This is a genomic window from Pseudomonas sp. NFX71 (assembly GCF_048079215.1).
Classification (GTDB): domain Bacteria; phylum Pseudomonadota; class Gammaproteobacteria; order Pseudomonadales; family Pseudomonadaceae; genus Aquipseudomonas; species Aquipseudomonas fluorescens_B.
This window is the reverse complement of record NZ_CP182230.1, coordinates 5,964,719-5,985,256: the sequence shown is the minus strand read 5'-3', so window position 1 is coordinate 5,985,256 and position 20,538 is coordinate 5,964,719. Positions and strand designations below refer to the sequence as shown.

General features: G+C 60.6%; 20 protein-coding genes and 1 pseudogene. 12 read left to right on the top strand and 9 right to left on the bottom strand.

Annotated features, from left to right (window positions below; genetic code table 11):
* Positions 1-3 precede the first annotated feature (3 nt).
* Together mug and ACM1ZW_RS27700 are read right to left on the bottom strand one after the other, a co-directional pair.
* Complete coding sequence (gene mug / locus ACM1ZW_RS27705; RefSeq protein ID WP_416739772.1) at positions 4-531, bottom strand: G/U mismatch-specific DNA glycosylase; 528 nt, start codon at positions 529-531, stop codon at positions 4-6.
* Between the two features lie 10 nt (positions 532-541).
* Positions 542-1,165: a TetR/AcrR family transcriptional regulator gene (locus tag ACM1ZW_RS27700; RefSeq protein WP_017338167.1), complete on the bottom strand. Its 624-nt coding sequence runs from the start codon at positions 1,163-1,165 to the stop codon at positions 542-544.
* A gap of 224 nt (positions 1,166-1,389) precedes the next feature.
* Here ACM1ZW_RS27700 and ACM1ZW_RS27695 point away from each other — a divergent pair, with 224 nt between their 5' ends.
* From ACM1ZW_RS27695 to ACM1ZW_RS27675, 5 genes and pseudogenes are all read left to right on the top strand, one after another.
* Positions 1,390-2,526 (top strand): HlyD family secretion protein, encoded by a 1,137-nt coding sequence (locus ACM1ZW_RS27695; protein ID WP_416739771.1) that lies wholly within the window; start codon positions 1,390-1,392, stop codon positions 2,524-2,526.
* Positions 2,523-3,992: a DHA2 family efflux MFS transporter permease subunit gene (locus tag ACM1ZW_RS27690; protein ID WP_416739770.1), complete on the top strand. Its 1,470-nt coding sequence runs from the start codon at positions 2,523-2,525 to the stop codon at positions 3,990-3,992. Before ACM1ZW_RS27695 ends, ACM1ZW_RS27690 begins: the two co-directional genes overlap by 4 nt.
* 19 nt (positions 3,993-4,011) lie before the next feature.
* On the top strand, positions 4,012-5,490 hold the full coding sequence (locus ACM1ZW_RS27685) for an efflux transporter outer membrane subunit (protein WP_017338170.1): 1,479 nt from the start codon (positions 4,012-4,014) through the stop codon (positions 5,488-5,490).
* Positions 5,491-5,522: 32 nt separating this feature from the next.
* Positions 5,523-6,473 (top strand): annotated as a pseudogene (locus ACM1ZW_RS27680) (aldo/keto reductase).
* Between the two features lie 65 nt (positions 6,474-6,538).
* On the top strand, positions 6,539-7,477 hold the full coding sequence (locus ACM1ZW_RS27675; protein WP_017338172.1) for a LysR family transcriptional regulator: 939 nt from the start codon (positions 6,539-6,541) through the stop codon (positions 7,475-7,477).
* A 55-nt stretch (positions 7,478-7,532) separates the two neighbouring features.
* Here the strand turns inward: ACM1ZW_RS27675 and ACM1ZW_RS27670 are convergent, their stop codons facing one another.
* Positions 7,533-7,802, bottom strand: coding sequence for a DUF2790 domain-containing protein (locus ACM1ZW_RS27670; RefSeq protein WP_017338173.1), 270 nt, complete (start codon positions 7,800-7,802; stop codon positions 7,533-7,535).
* 801 nt (positions 7,803-8,603) lie between these two features.
* On the opposite strand from ACM1ZW_RS27670, the gene ACM1ZW_RS27665 reads away from it, so the two are divergent.
* Positions 8,604-9,704 (top strand): polyamine ABC transporter substrate-binding protein, encoded by a 1,101-nt coding sequence (locus ACM1ZW_RS27665; protein ID WP_017338176.1) that lies wholly within the window; start codon positions 8,604-8,606, stop codon positions 9,702-9,704.
* 161 nt (positions 9,705-9,865) lie between these two features.
* Here the strand turns inward: ACM1ZW_RS27665 and ACM1ZW_RS27660 are convergent, their stop codons facing one another.
* Positions 9,866-11,044, bottom strand: a complete 1,179-nt coding sequence (locus ACM1ZW_RS27660) for a cystathionine gamma-synthase (RefSeq protein ID WP_414884454.1) — start codon at positions 11,042-11,044, stop codon at positions 9,866-9,868.
* Complete coding sequence (locus ACM1ZW_RS27655; protein WP_017338178.1) at positions 11,041-12,417, bottom strand: pyridoxal-phosphate dependent enzyme; 1,377 nt, start codon at positions 12,415-12,417, stop codon at positions 11,041-11,043. The genes ACM1ZW_RS27660 and ACM1ZW_RS27655 overlap by 4 nt, the downstream gene beginning before the upstream one ends.
* Before the next feature lie 207 nt (positions 12,418-12,624).
* On the opposite strand from ACM1ZW_RS27655, the gene ACM1ZW_RS27650 reads away from it, so the two are divergent.
* Positions 12,625-13,011: a DUF1801 domain-containing protein gene (locus tag ACM1ZW_RS27650; RefSeq protein ID WP_414884455.1), complete on the top strand. Its 387-nt coding sequence runs from the start codon at positions 12,625-12,627 to the stop codon at positions 13,009-13,011.
* Between the two features lie 137 nt (positions 13,012-13,148).
* Positions 13,149-13,598: a cupin domain-containing protein gene (locus ACM1ZW_RS27645; RefSeq protein ID WP_017338180.1), complete on the top strand. Its 450-nt coding sequence runs from the start codon at positions 13,149-13,151 to the stop codon at positions 13,596-13,598.
* Positions 13,599-13,657: 59 nt separating this feature from the next.
* On the opposite strand, the gene ACM1ZW_RS27640 is transcribed toward ACM1ZW_RS27645, so the two are convergent.
* Positions 13,658-15,103: an MFS transporter gene (locus ACM1ZW_RS27640; RefSeq protein ID WP_416739769.1), complete on the bottom strand. Its 1,446-nt coding sequence runs from the start codon at positions 15,101-15,103 to the stop codon at positions 13,658-13,660.
* Between the two features lie 134 nt (positions 15,104-15,237).
* Between ACM1ZW_RS27640 and ACM1ZW_RS27635 the strand changes: the two genes are divergently transcribed.
* The gene (locus ACM1ZW_RS27635) at positions 15,238-16,128 is read left to right on the top strand and encodes a LysR family transcriptional regulator (protein ID WP_416739768.1); all 891 of its coding nucleotides are present in this window, start codon (positions 15,238-15,240) and stop codon (positions 16,126-16,128) included.
* Between the two features lie 126 nt (positions 16,129-16,254).
* Here ACM1ZW_RS27635 and ACM1ZW_RS27630 read toward each other — a convergent pair whose 3' ends face one another.
* Positions 16,255-16,515 carry a hypothetical protein gene (locus tag ACM1ZW_RS27630; RefSeq protein WP_017338183.1) on the bottom strand — a complete coding sequence of 87 codons (261 nt, stop codon included), beginning with the start codon at positions 16,513-16,515 and terminating at the stop codon, positions 16,255-16,257.
* A 366-nt stretch (positions 16,516-16,881) separates the two neighbouring features.
* On the opposite strand from ACM1ZW_RS27630, the gene ACM1ZW_RS27625 reads away from it, so the two are divergent.
* Positions 16,882-17,949 carry a hypothetical protein gene (locus ACM1ZW_RS27625; RefSeq protein ID WP_017338184.1) on the top strand — a complete coding sequence of 356 codons (1,068 nt, stop codon included), beginning with the start codon at positions 16,882-16,884 and terminating at the stop codon, positions 17,947-17,949.
* Between the two features lie 16 nt (positions 17,950-17,965).
* Positions 17,966-18,319 carry a DUF1428 domain-containing protein gene (locus ACM1ZW_RS27620; protein WP_017338185.1) on the top strand — a complete coding sequence of 118 codons (354 nt, stop codon included), beginning with the start codon at positions 17,966-17,968 and terminating at the stop codon, positions 18,317-18,319.
* Between the two features lie 15 nt (positions 18,320-18,334).
* Here the strand turns inward: ACM1ZW_RS27620 and ACM1ZW_RS27615 are convergent, their stop codons facing one another.
* Positions 18,335-18,529 carry a hypothetical protein gene (locus tag ACM1ZW_RS27615; RefSeq protein WP_017338186.1) on the bottom strand — a complete coding sequence of 65 codons (195 nt, stop codon included), beginning with the start codon at positions 18,527-18,529 and terminating at the stop codon, positions 18,335-18,337.
* A 60-nt stretch (positions 18,530-18,589) separates the two neighbouring features.
* On the opposite strand from ACM1ZW_RS27615, the gene thpR reads away from it, so the two are divergent.
* A complete protein-coding gene (gene thpR, locus ACM1ZW_RS27610) occupies positions 18,590-19,129 on the top strand; it encodes an RNA 2',3'-cyclic phosphodiesterase (protein WP_416739767.1) in 540 nt (179 codons plus the stop codon).
* Between the two features lie 170 nt (positions 19,130-19,299).
* On the opposite strand, the gene ACM1ZW_RS27605 is transcribed toward thpR, so the two are convergent.
* Complete coding sequence (locus tag ACM1ZW_RS27605; RefSeq protein ID WP_017338188.1) at positions 19,300-20,397, bottom strand: polyamine ABC transporter substrate-binding protein; 1,098 nt, start codon at positions 20,395-20,397, stop codon at positions 19,300-19,302.
* Positions 20,398-20,538: the final 141 nt, after the last annotated feature.

Below are 20,538 nucleotides of genomic sequence, written 5' to 3'. Positions count from 1 at the left end.
TATTCAAGCGGTCGATGGCTGGCCCTCGTGGGTGGCCAGATAGAGTTGGCGGTAAGCGGCCACCAGCTGTTCCTGGCTGAAGGCGAGGTTGCGCCCGCTCGGATTGGGCAGCACCCACACCGTAGCAGTGCCAAACGTCGTTGGTTGCAGGCCCCAGGCAATTTCTCGCTGGCGGGATAACGCGCAATACGCCGCTTTACCGAGAAACGCTACGAAGCGTGGCATATGGCGTGCGATTTTCTGTTCGAAATTCGCAGCGGCGGCGGTGAATTCATCTACCGAGAGCTGGTCCGCTCGCGCCGTCGGCCGATCCACCACGGCGGTCAAGCCACACTGATACTGCAAAAGCTGCCGGTCGTTTTCCGGACGTACTTCCTCAGGCGTGAAGCCGGCAAGGTGCAGCGTGCGCCAGAAGCGGTTGCCCCTGCCGGCAAAGTGATGCCCTTGGGTCGCGGCCATCATGCCCGGGTTGATCCCGCAAAAAATCACCGCCAGATGATCGGCCAGAATGTCTTCGAGTCCTTCACTCACTTAAAAAACCTCAACCGCACATCACGTTGACCGCGTTGCGTGCCAGTTCCGTCAACTCATCGCGGGATTTGCCTGCCCGCGCCCGAATCGAAATGCTGTGCAGCAACGATGACGCGAGGACGGCGAGGGCGGCCGGGTCGACATCCTTGTTCAACTCACCCTTGTCGATGGCCGCCCGCAGCCGCGTTTCCAGATCGGCATCCAGACGGCTGAGCCGTTCCGACAACACCTCGCGAATTTCCGGGTCTTCGACCGCCTCAGTGGTCGCCGTACCAATCGCAAAGCAGCCACGGGGCTGGCCGTCACCCGAGAAGTAGATCGCCAACTGCCCTTCATAGAACTGCGTCAACGCCTGACGCAGTGTCAGCTCATCGTCCGTCAGCGCCGCTTGCATGGCCGCCGCAGCAAATTCCCAGTACTGCTCAAGCGCTTTTATATAGAGCGCGTGCTTGTCGCCGAATGCGGCGTAGAGGCTCGGGCGATTCATGCCCGCTGCCGTGGCAATGCTGTCCAGCGAGGCGCCGGAATAGCCGGTGCTCCAGAAAACTCCCAGCGCCTGCTGCAACGCTGTCTGCGGGTCATAGGCGCGAGGGCGGCCGCGGCCTTTTCCTTCGGTGGTTTTATTTTGTGCCATGTCGTACAAAATCCTTGAATGGAGATTTCGGTGGGGATATTCTTACACCATCGCACAAAATTAAGGAACCAGAAATTCCTTGGTTGCAGGTTTGTTGTAGCGGAGCTCGAACGGGGTGAAGCGGCTACGAAACAGGTGCGGCGGAGCGATCCTCCTTTTTGCGCACGGTAAGGCTGTTTTTAGTGGGTATTAGCCCGATTTCCCGGTTAGAGGTGCATCCGATCATGACCAGACAATTCGATATTCCAGCCACACAGACCTTCGAGCACCCAGGGCCGGCCCATCCAGACGCGCCCAGGAAACCGCTCAAGGAAAAACTGCGGCCACTGCTGATGGTGGGCGTTCCGGTGCTTTTCGCGGCATACGGGTACGCACACTACCTGGCGGGGGTTCCGTTTGTTTCTACCGATAACGCTTACGCCCGGGTGGCAAAAGCGTCGATCAATGCACGCATCTCAGGGCAAGTGGTCGACATCGCAGTCGAGGATAACCAGCTCGTTCACAAGGGCCAGGTCCTGTTCCGCATCGACCCGAAACCGTTGCAGATCGCGGTTGACCGCGCAGAAGCACAGCTGAGCGTGGCACGGTTGCGCATCGACGGGCTCAAGGCCAGCTATCGCCAGCAACAGGCTGAGCTGCAATCGGCCAGAGAGTCGGCAAATTTCGATCAGAAAGAGTTCGCCCGCAAGAAGGCGCTGGTGGCTTCCGACTTTGTCTCGCGTGCGGTTTACGAGCGTGCGGACACCGACCTTAAAGTCGCACGGCAACGCATTGCGTCCATCGAACAGCAGATCGCCAACACGGTCGTTGCGTTGAACGGCAATCCCGACATCGTCGCCGACAGCCACCCGACGGTACGCGAGGCCAGGGCCCAGCTCGACGAGGCGCAGCTTTACCTCTCGTATGCCACGGTGTACGCACCGGACGATGGCATCGTCGCCAAGGTCGACGATTTGCAGGTCGGCAACTACGTCAACAACGGCGCGCCTGCCTTTGCGCTGCTGTCCGAGCGCGAGATCTGGATCGAGGCCAACTTCCGTGAAACGGAGGTGACGCACATGCGCCCCGGCCAGGCAGCGACCATTCGCATCGACACCTATCCCGATCACGTTTTCAAAGCCCACGTGACCAGCATGAGCCCTGGTGCCGGATCGGACTTCGCCTTGCTGCCGCCGGAAAACGCGACCGGCAACTGGGTCAAGGTGGTGCAGCGGGTGCCGGTTCGTCTTGAACTCGACGAAATGAGTCCGGCGCTGCCGCTGTACTCGGGCACCAGCGCCACGGTCAAGGTCGACACCGGATACCGCACACCGTGGTGGCATCCACTCAAGGCGCTGTTGTCCGCAGGTGCCGATTCATGAACGCCCCAGCGGGAGAGGGCGCCCGTGCGTTGAGGTTCGTCGCGCTGCTGGCGACTTACATGCAGTCGGCGAACCTGCCTGTTCCGAACGCGGTACTCCGGTTGATTCAGGGCAGCCTGTCGATGACCGACGATCAGGCCGGCTGGATCTTCACCTCGTACCTCGCGGCGAGCGCTATCACTATGCCGATCGCGCAGTGGCTCGCTGCGCGTCATGGCTTGAAGCGGGTGTATCAGGCAGCGCTGGCGTTTTTCGTGCTCGGTCTGGTGCTGGGCACGATGGCAACGACTTCGCTGGAATTCATCGGTGCGCGGATCATGCAGGGCCTGGCGAGTGGCGTGCTCGCGCCGTTGTCGATGGCGATTGCCCTGGAGACGCTGCCTGCCGAAAAGCGTGCGAAGTTTGGCGCAACCTGGACGGCCGTCGTGCTGTTCGGCATCGTCAGCGGCCCGAGCATCGGCGGCTGGGTTGGCGAGCATTACGGCTGGCGGCCGATCTTCTACATCAGCCTGCCGCTGGCGGCGTACATCTTCCTGGTGATGGCGCTGTTGCTCAAGGAGAAGAAAGCCGAGAAAGCGCCGGCGTTCGACTTCTTCGGCTTTGGCACTTTCACGCTGGGGTTGATCAGCCTGCAAATGCTGCTCGATCGCGGTGAGCGCCTGGACTGGTTTGCCTCCACCGAGATCTGGCTGGAAGCATTGGGCTGTGCGTTGGGGCTTTACCTGTTCGCGGTGCATGTACTGACGGCGAAGGTGCATTTCCTCAATAAGCGTTTGTTCGATGATCGCAACTTCGTGCTGTCGACGATCATCTTCTTCGCCGTCGGTTTTGTGCTGTTGTCGACCATGGCCCTGACCTCGCCGATGCTCGACGAAATTCTCGGCTACCCGCCGGACACGACGGGGTCGTTGACGATCCCGCGTGGCATCGGGCTGGTCGGTGCGTTTGTGCTGATGAACCGTGTTCCCGAGCGTTTCGACCGTCGCTGGTTCGTCGCGGCCGGGGTGGCCGTGGTGATTTACGCCAACTGGCTGATGCTCGGCTATTCGCCGTTGATGGATTGGTCGCCCGTGGCAGTGGCAGGCGCGATCCAGGGGATCGGCATTGGCGTCCTGATGCCGTCGCTGACCAAGGTCGCGTTCAGCACGCTCGATCCCGCGCTGCGCCCGGAAGGCACCGGCCTGTTCAATCTGTCGCGGGTCTACGGCAGCACCCTCGGCGTGGCGATCGTGCAGCTGTTTTTCTTCAACAACACGCAAGCGATGCACATGGCGCTGGTCAGCAATCTGACGCCGTATCACGCCGCTGTGCCAACGTCCCTGCAAGCGCTGGAGGGGCTCAACGAAATGATCACCGGCCAGGCGGCTTTTATCGCTGTGGTCGACCAGTTCAAGATTTTGCTGGTGGCGATGCTGGTGGTCAGTCCACTGGTTGTCTTTCTTCGCAAGCCCGTTCCGACCAACTAGTTTACGTGGAGTTTGCCCAATGAAATCCCATGCACGCTTCATCAATGGACCTCAGTTCAAAAACACCTTCGGTGCGATGGCGGCGTTGGTATTCCTGACTGCCTGCACCGTGGGCCCTGATTATCAGATGCAACCACCGAGCACGTCGCAGCACTACGATCAACAGGCCGAGCAGCGCCTTGGCCAGAACGGTGATAAGCGCATCCAGCCGGGTCGTAAAGTGAGCGGTGACTGGTGGAGCGCTTTTCAATCGCCGAAGCTCGACAAGGTGGTTCGTCGTGCCATTGACGGCAACCTTGAGCTCGTCGCGGCGGACGCCACGATCCGGCAAGCGGCGTCCTCGGTGGCGGCGGCGGAAGGCGCGCTGTATCCGCAGGTCGATTTTGGCGCCCAGGCCGGCCGGCAACGGGTACACACCGCCAAAGAACCGTCCGTGTCCAACTTCTATGCGATCGGACCACGGGTCGGTTTCGACCTTGATGCGTTCGGTGGCAACAAGCGTCTGGTCGAACAGCAGCAAGCGTTTACCGATCTGCAGAAGCATCGCTACGAAGCGGCGTACCTGACGTTGACCGGCAGTGTCGCCAGTCAGGCGCTGCTGGTGGCTTCGGCCAATGCGCAGATGCAGGCCGTCGAGAAACTGCTGGCCAACGACACAAAGAACCTCGAGCTGGTGCGCCTGGCCCACGCCAACGGCACCACCACGCAGATCGATGTCTCGCTGGCTGAAACGCGGCTCGCGCAGGACCGTACGCTGTTGCCACCCCTCGCGCAGCAGCGCGATTCGGCACGTCATGCGTTGTCGATTCTGACCGGCAAAGGCCCGGGCGACTGGAGCGCGCCGGACTTCGACCTGGCCGAGTTTGTCTTGCCGGCCAACGTGCCCGTCAGCGTGCCTTCGGAAATGGCCCACGACCGGCCGGATGTCATGCAGGCCGAGGCGGAACTGCACATGGCCAGCGCGGCGGTTGGCGTCGCGACCGCGAATCTCTATCCCCACGTCACCCTGTCCGCGTCGCTGGCGCAGGCCGCTTCCGGCAACGGCGGTGCCGCACTCTGGGGGTTCGCGGCAGGGCTGGCGGGGCCGATTTTCGATGGCGGTACGCTCAAGGCTGAACGTCAGGCAGCGGTCGAGGGCTACAACGCGACGCTCGCCGGTTACCAGCAGACCGTGATCAGTTCGTTCGGCCAGGTCGCCGACACGCTGCAAGCCATCAACCATGACGCCGAGGAAAACCTCGCGCAGGAGGACGCGTTGCGCGCCGCTGAAACCAGCTTGCAGTTGAACCGGCAAGCCTACACCCAGGGCGAGAACAGCATTCTCCAGGTGCTGGAAGCGGAACGCGCCTATCAGCAGGCGTTGCTGGGTCGAATCCGCGTGAAGACTGCGCAGTACCTCGACACGGTTCGGCTGTACGTGGCGCTCGGCGGCAATTCCGTCGGTGCGTTCGAGCAACGGGTTGCTTATCGCGAAGGTCAGAAACCTTCGTATCAATAGAGGCTGCGGCCGCTGAACATTGGAGTGAAAATATGTCTTACGAAGCTTTTTACGATGACCTTCGCGATACAAGATTTGCGCTGAATCACGGCGCTGTGGAAATGCCGGCGGTTGGATTTGGCACATTGTTCCGCGATCTCAGCGTCACCACCCAAGCGGTCAAGGAAGCCCTGGACGCCGGGTTTCGCCACTTCGATTGTGCCGAGCGTTATCGCAACGAAGACAGCGTCGGCGTGGCGATCAAGGAAACGCTGGAAGGTGGAAAGATCCGCCGGGAAGACCTGTTCATCACCACCAAACTGTGGAACACCAACCATCGTCCCGATCGGGTTCAACCGGCCTTCGAGGCCAGTTGCCGTCGCCTTCAGGTCGACTACATCGACTGCTACCTGATCCATACGCCGTTTGCTTTTCAACCGGGCGACAATCAGGACCCGCGGGATTAGCAAGGCAACGTGATCTACGATTCAGGCGTTACGCTGATCGAGACGTGGAGGGCGCTTGAGCGCCTGGTGGATGAGGGGCGATGCAGGTCCATCGGCTTGTCGGATGTCACGTTGCCGGCGTTGCAGGCGATTGTCGCCGAAGCGCGGATCAAGCCCGCCGTCGTGCAAGTCGAGTCCCATCCTTATTTGCCGGAGTGGGAACTGCTTGAGTTTTGCAAGCAACATGGAATTATCGTCCTGGCGTTTGCGCCACTCGGGCATGGCATGGAACCGAATGTACTGGAAGACGCGGTGCTTACCGGGATCGCCCGGCGCGTGCAGAAGACTCCGGCGCAAGTGGCACTGGCCTGGTCGATTCAACGCGGTGTTGCGTTCCTGACCACATCGGCCACGCCGAGCCATATCCGGGAAAACATCGATCTTTCCACTCTGCCGCACCGGGCGATGCTGGAGATCAAGGAGGAGATTACAACCCGGATACGCTTCAACTCGGTGGTGGAAACCGGTGTGCCCGGGTTTATTCCGCGCAAGCAGTAACCCGAGACGAGAAGGGCGGCCTTCTGTAAGGTCGCTTTTTTTTATCCCTTTTCCGAGGTCCTGCAATGGACATTTTCCAGACCATGCGTTGTTTCGTCGCCGTCGCTCAAACCGGCAGCTTCACGGCGGCGGCGCAGATACTGGACACCACCACGACCAACGTGTCCAAAGCGGTGACCAGTCTGGAGGCCAGGCTGAAAACCCGCCTGATCAATCGCACTACCCGGCGCCTGGCGTTGACCGAAGCCGGGGTTCGCTACTTGCAGCGCTGCGAGAAAATTCTGGATGAGATGCGTGAAGCCGACGAGGAAGCGGGCACCGCTCATACCACCCCGGTGGGCAGGCTGAAGATTCACGCGATGTCCGCCATCGGCAATCATTACGTGATCGATGCCATTGCCAAATACAGGGAGACGCATCCGTCGGTGATGTTCGACCTGACCGTGACCAATCGACTGCCTGACTTGCTGGAGGAGGGGTATGACATGTCGATTGTGCTGGCGCGGGATCTGCCCGATTCAGGGTTTGTCGCGCAAAGGCTTGGCATCACTTACAGCATTCTCTGCGCCTCGCCGGTGTACTTGAAGAAACGTGGCTGTCCGGAGTCTCCAACGGCGCTTGGCGAACATGATTGTTTGCGGATCGTGAATACGGTCATGCCGGTTGAAAACTGGGCATTCGAAGGGCCTGATGGCGTGGAGACGGTGAACATTCCGGTCTCTCCGTTTCACGTCAACACGGCCGATGCAATGACTGTCGCGATCACAAACGGGATGGGGATCGGTATTCAACCGATTGCATCTGCCGTTGACGGTCTAAGAGCAGGCACGCTAGTGCGTGTATTGCCGGAGTATCACTTTGAAGAGTTCAACTTGTTTGCGATCTACCCGTCACGAAAGTTCGTGGACGCAAAGATAAAGACATGGGTGGAATTTCTGAAGGATTACATACCGGTGTTATTGGCATCCGATGAAGCGATCGCCGGTTCAGCCGCCGGGCGCTGATGTAGGGGGGGGGCGGCAGGCATGGAGTGTCGACCCCCCATCGTCCGCACGGTCCTCAACCATTCGAACAGCCGGTGCCCATCACCTGGTACTGAAGGATATGGCGTTGACCCTTCGAGTCTTCATAGGTCATTTGCTTCGGCACCGGCGCGCACTCGTCTCCTGTATCGGACACGGTAATGATTTTCTGGATGTCGAGTTTCATGCCGTAAGAGTAACTTTCAACCGGAATCTGGCTGGCCGCATCAGTGGGAGTTTCATCCGAGTAGGCCTGTGCGGCTACACCGGCAAGTGCCAGAAACATCGCGATCTTTAACGTTTTCATGGTGTTCACCTTCGCATCGAGTTTCGGTGGGTCCCGGTGACTAAGTGGCTGTTTGATTCATTTGTTCACCGGGTGAAGTCGATGCTAAGAGTTTAGGCTTTCCTCAAATAGCGGCCCGCTGGAGAAACACTGTTGCCAAATTGCGCAGGTATGCTGGGATGGCCGCTTCGGGAGGGTTATTTTCTTTGCTTCCTGCCGGGCTTCGTGGCGGATCAAATCGATCTAAAAATACCGTTCCGCACGGCTGACGGTGGGCTACTATTGAACATGTAGGTGAAGACGCAGACTGATGCGCAAACGGATGGCAAGGACACGTGGGGCGCGTTCCGAAGGGTACACGGTTAGAAAGATCTCCGCGCTGAGATCCAGCCCTTATGCCGTGTGAAGCAGAAGAGCACAAAACTGTTCTGTGAGAATCCTGATAAACCTTGTAAGCCGGAGACCAGCACCGGCCACCTACTCGAATCCCAAAGCCCGCCTTGTGCGGGCTTTGTCGTTTTCGTCATTGTCTCCGCAAAACACCGCAGCTTCCTGTGGGAGATTCTATGTTTCAGGGGAACAAAGCCCCCCACTAACGACCAGATCAAGCGGGACACCGATATTGGCCATTTCGATCCCCTTTTGGCCGACCTCGCACTATGAACTGCCCAGTTCGTCAGCAAGAATCGAAGCAGCGTTGCTGTTCCAGCACGCTGACAACATCACAACAAGAATCCCGTTTTCCTTGCCCTTGGCAATTTTCAAGTCCTGCCGTGCACAGAACATAAAAACCAACGAGCGACACACTTGGGGAATTCATTCATGGTCACGATGAAACGCATACTGGGCGCCACCGTGTGTGGGCTGACGCTGCTGGCCAGCGCCGTGCACGCCGAACAGCGGGAACTGCGGGTGTACAACTGGGCGGATTACATCCTGCCGTCCGTGCCCAAGGACTTCGCCGAGAAAAGCGGCATCAAAGTGACCTGGGACACCTTCGACACCAACGAGTCGCTGGAAGCCAAGTTGCTCACCGGTAACTCGGGCTATGACCTGGTGGTGCCGTCCAACCAGTTCATCGAAACCCAGATCAAGGCCGGAGTGTTCCAGAAGCTCGACAAGTCCAAACTGCCGAACTGGAAGCACCAGGACCCGGCACTGCTCGCGTTGCTGGACAAGAACGACCCCGGCAATCAGTACGGCGTGCCTTACATGTACGGCACCGTGCTGATCGGCTTCAACCCGGCCAAGGTCAAGGCCGCGCTGGGCGAGAATGCGCCGGTGGACAGTTGGGACCTGGTGTTCAAGCCGGAGAACATGGAGAAGCTCAAATCCTGCGGCGTCGCGATGCTCGACTCACCTTCGGAAATCCTGCCGCTGGCGTTGCACTACCTGGGCCTGGACCCTAACAGCCAGAACCCGGACGACTACGAAAAAGCCAAGGCACTGATGCTGAAAATCCGGCCTTACGTCACCTACTTCAACTCCGCCAAGTACATGACCGACATCGCCAACGGCGATATCTGCGTCGCCATCGGCTACTCCGGCAGCTTCTACCAGTTCGGCAATCGCGCCAAGGAGGCGGGCAACGGCGTGGTGGTCGATTGGCGCTTGCCGAAGGAAGGTGCGCCGATCTGGTTTGATACCTTCGCCATCCCGAAAAGCGCGAAGAACGTTGAAGAAGCCCACGAATTTCTCAACACCTTGCTGGACCCGACAGTCATCGCCCCGATCAGTGACTTCCTCGGCTACCCCAACGCCAACAAGGACTCGATTGCGCTGATCAACAAAGAGATCACCGGCAACCCGAACCTGACACCGACCAGCGAAGCGTTGAAAACGCTGTACGTGGTGCAGCCGTTGCCGCAAAAACTCGAGCGGGTTCGCACGCGGGTCTGGACCAGCATCAAATCCGACAAATAACGCACAGGCACTGATGCTGTTCACTTGAGTAAATCTTCAGGCGGGAAAGAAACCTGTGGCGAGGGGATAAATCCCCTTGCCACACACGTGTGCACGCGCGCCTAAGTGTGAACAGGAAACCTTTGCGAGATTGCGCAAAGGTTTGAATGCCCCTCCGTTGTTCAGATCCGCGCCAGCGCCTGAGCCAGGTCGGCACGCAAATCCTCGACATCCTCAACCCCCACCGACAATCGTACCAACCCGTCGCCGATCCCAAGTTGTGCGCGGGTGTCGGCGGGGATGGTGGCGTGGGTCATGATCGCCGGGTGCTCGATCAGGCTTTCCACGCCGCCCAGACTCTCGGCCAGGGCGAAGATGCGCACGCTCTCGAGGAAACGCGTGGCGCCGGCCAGATCACTTTTCAGATCGACAGAAATCATTCCGCCGAAACCGCGCATCTGCCGCTTGGCCAATTCATGTTGGGGGTGTGACGGCAGGCCCGGATAGTAGACGCGCGCCACCTGCGGTTGACGTTCCAGCCATTGCGCCAGTTCCAGCGCGTTGCTGCAGTGTCGCTCCATGCGCAGCGCCAGGGTCTTCACGCCGCGCAGGGTCAGGAAGGCGTCGAACGGTCCCGCGATCGCACCCACCGAGTTCTGCAAAAAGCCCAGGCGTTCCGCCAGTTCGGGGTTCTGCCCGACCACGGCGATGCCGCCGATCACGTCGGAGTGGCCGTTGAGGTATTTGGTCGTCGAGTGCAGCACGATGTCGAAACCCAGCTCCAGCGGCCGCTGGATCCACGGGCTGGCAAAGGTGTTGTCGGCCACGCAAATGATGCCGCGCGCGCGGCAGATGCGTGCGACGGCGGTAAGGTCCGTGAGGCTCAGCAACGGGTTGCTCGGCGTTTCGACCCAGACCATCCGGGTGTCGTCCTGCAAGGACGCTTCGAAGGCCGCGAGGTCAGTCAGGTCGACGAAACTGAAACGATGGCCGGCGCTGCGTTTGCGCACCTTGTCGAACAGCCGGAAGGTGCCACCGTACAGGTCATTGCCAGAGACAATGTGCGAGCCGGCGTCGAGCAGCTCCAGCACGGTGGAGATCGCCGCCAGCCCCGAGGCGAACGCGAAGGCCTGGGTGCCGCTTTCCAGGTCGGCGACGCAGCGCTCCAGGGCAAAGCGCGTCGGGTTGTGCGAGCGGCCGTAGTCGAAACCCTTGTGCACGCCGGGGCTCTGTTGCAGGTAGGTGGAGTTGGCATAAATCGGCGGCATCAATGCGCCGGTGGTCGGGTCCGGTGCCTGCCCGGCGTGGATCACCCGAGTGGCGAAGGCACGCGGCGCGGCGTTTTCATCGTGTTGACTCATGCAAGGGATCTCCGCAAATGATTGAGCAGGTCGACGCGGGTAATCAGGCCATGGAAGCCCGACGCGTCGGCGATGATCGCCACCAGCCCGCGATCGAGTTCGGTCTGCAGCTGGGCCATGCTGGCGCTGGCTGGCAGGGTTTCCACTTTGTCGGTCATTGCGCTGGCCACGGTCAAGCGGAAGTGTGAAGGATCTTCCGCCATGCCCAGCAGAATGTCGGATTCGTCGATCACACCGACCAGTTGCTTGCCGTCCACCAGCACCGGCAGTTGCGACACATCCGCCAGGCGCATGCGCTGGAATGCCGTGAGCAAGGTGTCGTCCGGTCCGACGCTGATCACCCGGCCATCCTCGAACCGCCGCGCGATCACGTCGCGCAGATCGCCATAAGGTTTGCGTGCCAGCAGCCCTTGATCGTTCATCCACTGGTCGTTGTAGACCTTCGACAGGTAGCGGGTGCCGGTGTCGCAGACGAAGCTGACCACGCGCTTCGGCTCGGTTTGCTCGCGGCAATAACGCAGCGCCGCGGCCAGCAAGGTGCCGGTCGAAGAACCACCGAGAATGCCTTCGGCGCGCAATAACTGGCGGGCGTGGTCGAAGCTTTCCTCGTCGCTGATCGAATAGGCGTGGCGCACGCTGGACAGGTCGGCAATCGACGGAATGAAGTCTTCACCGATACCTTCCACGGCCCACGAACCGGGTGTGGTCATGGTGCCACTGCGGCTGTATTCGGCCATTACCGAACCGACCGGATCGGCCAGCACCATTTCCAGATCCGGCTGCACGCGCTTGAAGAATCGGGTCAACCCGGTCAGCGTGCCGGCCGAACCGACACCGACGACGATGGCATCCACGTCATGCTGGGTCTGCGCCCAGATCTCCGGCGCGGTGCTGCACTCATGGGCGAGCGGGTTGGCGGGGTTGTTGAACTGGTCGGCGAAGAATGCGTCGGGAATGTCCAGCGCCAGCCGCGCCGCGACGTCCTGGTAATAATCGGGATGGCCCTTGCCGACGTCGGAGCGGGTGATGTGCACCTCGGCGCCCATGGCCTTGAGGTGGAGGACTTTCTCGGTGGACATCTTGTCCGGCACCACCAACACCACTCGATAACCCTTGGCGCGGCCGACCAGCGCCAGGCCGAGCCCGGTGTTGCCGGCGGTGGCTTCGACGATCGTGCCACCGGGCTTGAGCCGACCATCGCGCTCGGCGGTGTCAATCATCGCCAGGCCGATGCGGTCCTTGATCGAGCCGCCGGGGTTCTGCGATTCGAGCTTGAGAAACAGCGTGCACGGGCCGGTATCAAAACGGCTGACGCGCACCAGCGGCGTGTTGCCAATCAGTTCAAGCACGGCAGGGCGGGAATCGTTCAGCATGTTGTCACCTCTTCGCGGGTATTCGCACTGAAGGACGGCAACCGGCAGCACGTCCTCGCGCCTCCGTTGCCAACAATGCATCGCTTGGACCATAGGCCGCGATTGCCTCACTCGCAACCTTGTGCGGCCAGCCGGTCACGTTGCGCCTGGAGAGATTGCGCAAGTCGGCAATACTGATTCGACCCTTGTTGCACAGGAGCGAGCACCATGAAGAAGGAAAGCAGCGGCGGCGAATCGGCCTCTGCGCTGATCGACACCCGAATCAAGGAATTGGATGACTGGCGGGGCGAGACGCTCGCGCGCATCCGGGCGATCATCAAGCAGGCAGACCCCGACGTGGTCGAGGAATGGAAGTGGCGAGGCGTGCCGGTGTGGTCGCATGCCGGGATCATCTGCACGGGAGAGACGTACAAGACCGCCGTGAAGATGACCTTCGCCAAGGGTGCCTCGCTGGACGATCCCTCGGGCCTCTTCAACGCCAGCCTTGAGGGCAACACCCGACGGGCGATTGATCTGCATGAGGGCGATGCGATTGATGAGCAGGCGCTCAAGGCGCTGATTCGTGCGGCAGTGGTGCTCAACACCTCCAGATGAGTTGGCCGTTTGTATCCCTACGTATCCGCCGCGCCCACAGCTATCTTCGCTTACAAATCCATGGCGTCCACGACACGTACGGGATACACGGCGGCGGCCTAATGAGGGCACCACAACGGTATAACCGGAGAAACGCCATGTTCCGCATCAATGCTCGTCACGCTGTCAAAATGCTCGGTGTCGCTGTTGTCACCACCGCCGCACTCGCTGCGTTCTCCGGCGTGTCTCAGGCCGAAGAAGTGAAAGCCCCTGCAAAAAGCTGGCAGACAGGGATTCATCGCACCGATCTTCTGAAAAAGGATCTCGACGTCGACGGTCGCGAAGTGATCCAGGTTCGGGTTGATATTGATCCGGGCGTCTCGTCACCCAACCACTCCCATCCAGGCGTGGAAGTGGCTTATGTCATCGACGGCACGTTCGAATATCAACTGGAAGGGCAGCCTCCGGTCACGCTGAAGGCCGGTGACTCGCTGTACATCCCGGCTGGCGTCGCGCATATCGCGAAGAACGTCGGGACAAAAACCGGCTCCGAACTGGCGACGTACATCGTGAAGAAAGGCGAACCGCTGGTTGTGATCAAACAGTAAGACCCGCTGAATCCGCAAGAGCCAACACATCCCCCTGTAGGAGCAGCCTGCGGCAGCTCCTACAGAGGTTTTGTGGTGGGTTGAGGAGGGCGGTCGATTGCTGGTGGTCGAGTCGGCGCTACACAAAGCGCAACCACGATCAGCCCCAGCGCTACCGCGAAGGTGACCCGCATTCCGTGGGCTACGGCTTCGGGTTGCGCGGTGGCGATGTCGGCTGCCTGCGAGGCAAGGGCGAACACGGCGCCCAGCGCGGAAGCTCCGGTGATGAGTCCGAGATTGCGCGACAGGTTGAGCATGCCCGAGACAACACCGCGCTGGTCTGGCGCAACATCGGTCATGACTGTGGTGTTGTTGGCCGTCTGGAAGACCGCATAGCCGAGTGTGATGACCACCATCGGCACAACGTAACCGCCGATGCCGATTGTCCGTGGCAACACCGACAGTGCAAGGCAACCGACGGCCATCGCGATCAGCCCGGCGACCGTCATCCGTTGTGCGCCGAAACGGTCGGCGATCCGGCCAGCGGGCACCCCCGTCAACGCCGCGACACACGGCCCGACCGCCAGCACCAGTCCCACCACAACCGCTTCCAGTCCAAGTCCATGGGCGAGGTAAAACGGCCCGACCACGAGCGTCGCCATCATCACCGTCGCCACCAGCGTGCTCATCGCCAAGCTGTCGCTCAGCACCGGGTTGCGAAACATCGCCAGTCGAATCAACGGCGAAGCGACTCGTGTCTCGACGAACGCGAAAAGCCCCACGCCGACCCCCGCGGCCAACAGCAAACTCATATTGAACAGCCCGAAATGGCCGCGGCCGAGGGTCATGGCCAGCGCATACGCCGCCAACGTCAGCGCCAACACCAGGGTGCCCCACATGTCGAAACGGGCACGCCCGGTGGCTGGCCTCTGGCGGTCGGCGGGTAGATTAAGATGTGCGAGCAGCAACGTCATCAGGCCCAAGGGCACGGTGACAAGGAAGAGCGCCCGCCAGCCGAAACCGGCAATCAGCAGACCGCCGAGCGACGGTCCCATCGCGGTGCCAATCGCCGACATCGTTCCGAGCAAACCCATGGCACTGCCGGTTTTGTCCTTCGCTACCGTTTCGCCGACGAAGGCCATGGTCAGCGCCATCATGATCGCCGCGCTGAGCCCTTGCAGGGCCCTGGCGCCAATCAACATGCCCAGTGTCGGAGCACAAGCGCACAGTGCCGAGGCCAGGGTGAACACGCCGATGCCGCCGAGCAGCAAGCGTCGACGCCCGATCAGGTCACCGAGCCGACCGACGCTGACGATCAGCGTGGTGATCGCCAGCAGATAAGCAATGACGATCCACTGCACTTCCTGGAACGTCGCGTTGAACACCTGCGCCAGCGTCGGCAACCCCACATTGGCGATGCTGGTGCCGAGCGACGACAGCAGCATCGACAGCGACAGGCTGATCAGCGCCCAGCGCACGGAGGGTGTCTGTGGTGCGTTGTCTACGAGGGCAATAGTCGGCTTCATTCTGTCTCTCTTGATCTGGCACTCCCAAAGCGGAGCTGTCAGAAATCTACGCCAGCACCTAACATGGCGGAAGGCGCATGCTTTGCACTGTATTCGTGCGTTCAACGCCATCTCACTTTGTCGCGGGGCGAGCCATGTCCAATCCTGATTTCAATCTGCTGATCACCCTTGATGTGCTGCTCGCCGAGGGCAGCGTGGCGCGTGCGGCGAAACGCTTGCGGTTGAGCCCTTCAGCGATGAGTCGGGCGTTGGCGCGTTTGCGTGAAACCACGGGCGATCCGTTGCTGGTCAGGGCCGGGCGAGGGCTCGTCGCCACGCCGCGGGCGCTGGAACTGCGCGAGCGGGTCAGCCAGCTGGTGCAGGACGCCGAGGCGGTGTTGCGTCCGGCGCAGCAGCCTGACTTGAAACAACTGGTGCGCACTTTCACGTTGCGCACCAGCGAGGGGTTTGTGGAGAACTTCGGCGCGCCGCTCATTGAACGCCTCGCCGAACAAGCGCCTGGCGTGCGTCTGCGCTTCATGCACAAACCTGACAAGGACAGCACGTCGCTGCGTGATGGGAGCGTTGATTTGGAAACCGGTGTGGTGGGGAGGGCCGCCGGGCCCGAGCTGCGTACGCAGGGTTTGTTTCGCGACCGTTTTATCGGCGTGGTGCGTACGGGGCACCCGCTAAGCCAGGGCGAGATCACCCCGGAACGCTACGCGGCGGGCGGCCACATCAGTGTTTCGCGGCGTGGGCTCGACAAGGGGCCGGTCGATGAAGCGCTGGTGACGTTGCAACTGGAGCGGCAGATCGTGACCATCGTTGCCGGTTTCTCCACCGCGTTGGCGCTCGCCCGCGCCACTGACTTGATCGCTACCGTTCCTGAGCGGCACACCGAAAACCTGCGGGCGGGCATGCACAGCTTTGCGCTGCCGTTTTCCTTGGCGGAATTCACCGTCGCCATGCTTTGGCACCCCCGGCTGGATGCCGATCCGGTGCACCGATGGTTACGCGGGTGTGTTCGTGAGGTTTGTGCGCAATAGCGCGTTCTTCAAATGGAAAATGGACTCAAGTGGCGCTGATGAGGAAGCCATGTGTTCCCTATGGAGCCTGAACTTCCCTCAGGCCGACGTGCCGGCCGATGCACGGATGGCACTGATGGGCCGCACTCAAAAAGTGAACGAACGGGAGGAATGTTGGGCCAGTTCGGCATCCAGCAGGTGCTCGGCCAGCACATCATTCAAAAAGCGGAACTGATCGTTGAGCCCGACTACTTCGTTGCTGAAGTGGTTGGCGGCGGCCGGCATCAGCAGCGCTTCGAAATTCTTGTCGAACACCAGCGACAGCTCCTTACGCGAAACGACCTGCTGCGAGTAGTAGTTGTTGCCGAACACCGGAAAGCTCACGGCGAGGGTGACGGTGTGGATCATGATGTGCGCTCCTCGGTCAGGACGTACCACGAAAAAACGGTCAGCGTGAAGGCTGTCAGGGCCAGGCAGGTCAGCAGATGGATCAACATGATTTTGCCCCTCCGGTTCGGGGTTTTGTGTCGGGTTGAGGTCGATCCTACGCTGACGGTTCACGAGCGGAAGGCATTCGCGGCGATGGTGAATATCGACGGAAGTGATGGTCGGTTTTTGTGGTGTTCTTGAGTGCCTCATGGCGGACTTGCCAGCGATGAGGCACTCAGCAACACCATCAACCCCAGAGCAGGCCCTCACCGACGCCTATACTCAAATCAGGGTGCCTTAACCCCCGAATAACCTGTTCACGGGAAGACTGTAGGACATGCGATCTTGAACCTGCGTTCGCTGATCGTCGCCGTGCTGCTGGTGTTGGCGGGATGCGCCATGCCTGCGCGCGCCCCGGCGCCAGCGCCGCCGGTGATCATTTCCCAGAGCACCTGGCAGCTGGTGGATCGGGACATCATCGCCGCGTCCCGGTCCGCCACCGAACAGGCAAGAATCTACTCCCGTGGCGCCATGGATTACTGGCGCACCCGGGTCTATCAACTCACCGAAGAAAATTTCATTCCCTGGTTCAGCAGCTACTGGACCCAGGAATGGCTGTCGATGAAGGTCAGCTGGTACTCCCTCAGCGCAAAGGGCGAGCAGGATGCTTCGTCCAAGCGCCTGGCAGCCTATCTGCTGGAGCAATACCAGAAACGTGTGCTGGCCCCGGTCGCGGTCGAGATTGATCCCGACCAGATCCTCGGCCTGGCCACGGTGTTCTACGTGGATATTCTTCAGGAAGAACTGCAAAAAATCTCCCAGCGCCACGGCGTCCCCATGGCCCAGCTCAATGGCCGTATCCAGAAAATCCCGGCCATCGCCCTGGGTCCGCCGCCCGCACGGGATGCGACGCTGTACCAGGTCGTGCACACCCAGCCGCTGAACACGTTGCCGGCTTACGCGGCGCTGATCGACAAGATCCACAAGGCCGGCGGTAGCAAGGGCGTTGATTCGACCGACACCGCCATGGCACCCGTGGCCAAACGCGCGAGCCAGCGGATGGAAGCCGAAATGGCCCCGCGCGGTGCCGCCAGCGCGGTGTCCGCAGCGGCGGGCAAGCTCGCAGGAGGCTTGATTACTCTGGGCGTGGCGGGGATTCGCGCGTTGATTCAGGCCAGCGACCGGCCGGACAGCGAGGCGCTGATTCGCAGCAGTCTGGGCAATACGTTCGACAAAGCCTGGATAAAAATGGTGCAGAACCCGACCACCGGTGTGATGGCGGGGACGTTGTACATGGCCAGTCAGATCGAGGGCAATCTGGCGGGGAGTGCCGAAGTACCGTCGGTCGGTTCGGACGGCGACACGGTCGATTGGAGTCCGCCCCAACCGACTAACCCGCAGAACGACCCATAACCCAAGGAGAACGACCATGTCCTACGTTGATGGCTTCCTCGCCGCCGTACCCACCGCCAACCGCGAAAAATTCAAGAAACACGCCGAAACCGCTGCAGCCATTTTCAAGGAAAGCGGCGCGCTGAGCCTCGCCGAATGCTGGGGTGACGATGTGCCCGACGGCAAGGTGACGTCGTTTCCGCTGGCGGTGAAACTCAAGGAAGACGAAACCGTCGTGTTTTCCTGGATCATCTGGCCGGACAAGGCAACCCGAGACGCCGGGATGGAAAAACTCATGAACGATCCGCGCATGCAGCCGGACGTCAATCCGATGCCGTTCGATGGGCAGCGCCTGGTGTTCGGTGGTTTTGAAATGATCGTGAAGGCTTGAGCATCAATCACGGGATCACTCCGACGCGGGGGTGATCCTGCAACTTTTTCGATTTTGGATCTCGCTGTCCGTCGGTCGCTCCCTGACGAATTCGAAACGCGGTTCACCTTCGCTATAGTGAACCAGCCAGCCCCATTCCAGTTCTGACTCATCCTGACCCGGTTGCGGTGGCATGGCCCACCATGGCTCTTTGCTGATGATTTCTCGCATGGCCCCGTCCCGTAGATTCGGTTGGTTCAACTATAACGTGCATGTCAGGAGGTGCCAGGTGTGAGCGACGAAACCCCGGAGCCGGTCAAACGGCTGTTTTTCGCGTTGAGCTGCCCGCCCGAGCAACGCAAGGCCATCGCCCAGTGGCGCAGTGCGCTGCAATTGCGTCATGGGCGCCCGGTGCCGGCGGAAAACTTTCACCTGACGTTGCTGTTTCTGGGCACGGTTGGCGTAGCGCAGATTGCCGAGATCTGCGTGGCGGCGGCGAAGGTGCGTGTTCCCGGTGTGGCGTTGCGAGTGGCGCTGGATCGGCTGGATGTCTGGCGCAGGGCAGGGGTGCTGGTTCTCGCGCCGGAGCAAGCGCCGCCGGAGTTGTTGCGGCTGGTGTATGCGCTGGAGCAGGCGATGTCGCCGTTCGGTTTTGAGGAGACGCCGAAGGAGTTCCGGCCACACCTGACGTTGATGCGCGACTATCGGGCGCCGGTGCCTGAATCGGCGACGCCGCCGGAGTTTCTTCTGCGGGCGGACCGGTTCGTCTTGTTTGAATCCCACAAGGGCCGCTATCGGGCGCTGGCCGAATGGCCGTTGGTTCCGGCATAAAAAAGGCGCCCGAGGAGGGCGCCAAATTCACCTGAACCGAGGAAGCCAGGTGAGGCCGTTCGTCAGAGAGGAGTGCAGCGGTGGTAAGGCGCTGCGTGAACGGAAAACGAGTGATCATCCCGGATCAAACTGTGGGAGCGGGCTTGATCCGGGGTGTTCACAAATATTTTTTACTTCCCGAGCTTCACCCGTGTCCAGCCCCGGGTCATCACCCGCTGAACCCCGATCGGCATGTCAGGAATCGCATACAACGTCGCCATCACGGCCAGCGGTGGATACGAGCCCGGATCATTGCGAATCGCTTCATCCACCAACGGCGTGGCCGCTGCGTTGGCGTTGCTGTAGCCGATGTTGTTGGTGATCTCGGCGATGATGTCCGGGCGCATCAGGAAGTTCATGAACAGGTAGGCGTTCTCGACGTTCGCCGCATCCCGCGGGATCGCGACCATGTCGTAGAAACTGCCGGCGCCTTCTTTCGGAATGCTGTAGTCGATCTTCACCTTGTCGCCCGCTTCCTGCGCGCGGGCCTTGGCTTGCAACACGTCGCCGGAGTAACCGACCGCCACGCAAATGTTGCCGTTGGCCAGGTCGGAGATGTACTTCGACGAATGGAAGTACGCCACCGACGGCCGGATCTTCATGAACAGCGCTTCCGCTTCGGCGATCTGCGCCTTGTCCTGCGAGTTCACCGGGTAACCCAGATAGTGCAAAGCCGCGGGCAGCATCTCGGTCGGCGAATCGAGGAAACTGATGCCGCAGGCTTTCAGTTTTTCCGCGTTTTCCGGTTTGAACAGCAAGTCCCAGGAGTTGGTCGGGGCGTTGGCGCCGAGCACTTCCTTGACCTTCTGCGGGTTGAAACCAATGCCGATCGAGCCCCACATGTACGGGAAGGCGTGAGCGTTATCCGGGTCGCTGGCAGATGCGTTTTTCAGCAGGACCGGGTTGAGGTTTTTCCAGTTCGGCAGCTTCGACTTGTCCAGTTCCTGATAGACGCCGGCCTTGACCTGCTTGGCCAGGAAGCTGTTGGACGGCACGACGATGTCGTAGCCGGATTTGCCCGCGAGCAGGCGTGCCTCAAGGGTTTCATTGCTGTCGAATACATCGTAGGTCACGCGGATGCCGGTCTCGTCTTCGAATTTCTTGACGGTGTCCGGGGCGATGTAATCGGACCAGTTGTAGACGCGCAGAACCTTGTCATTGGCCTGGGCGCCAGTGGCCATTGCGCCCATTAAGGACAGCGTCAGCAGAGTCCTGCCAAACATTTTCATCGGTACAACTCCAATTCTCTTTTTATTCAAAATCACACAGCAAAAATGCAGTGAACATAAAACCTTTGCAGCAAACCCAAAACCCGTGGAGTCAACACAAAACCTGTGGAGTAAACAAAACTCCTGTGGCGAGGGAGCTTG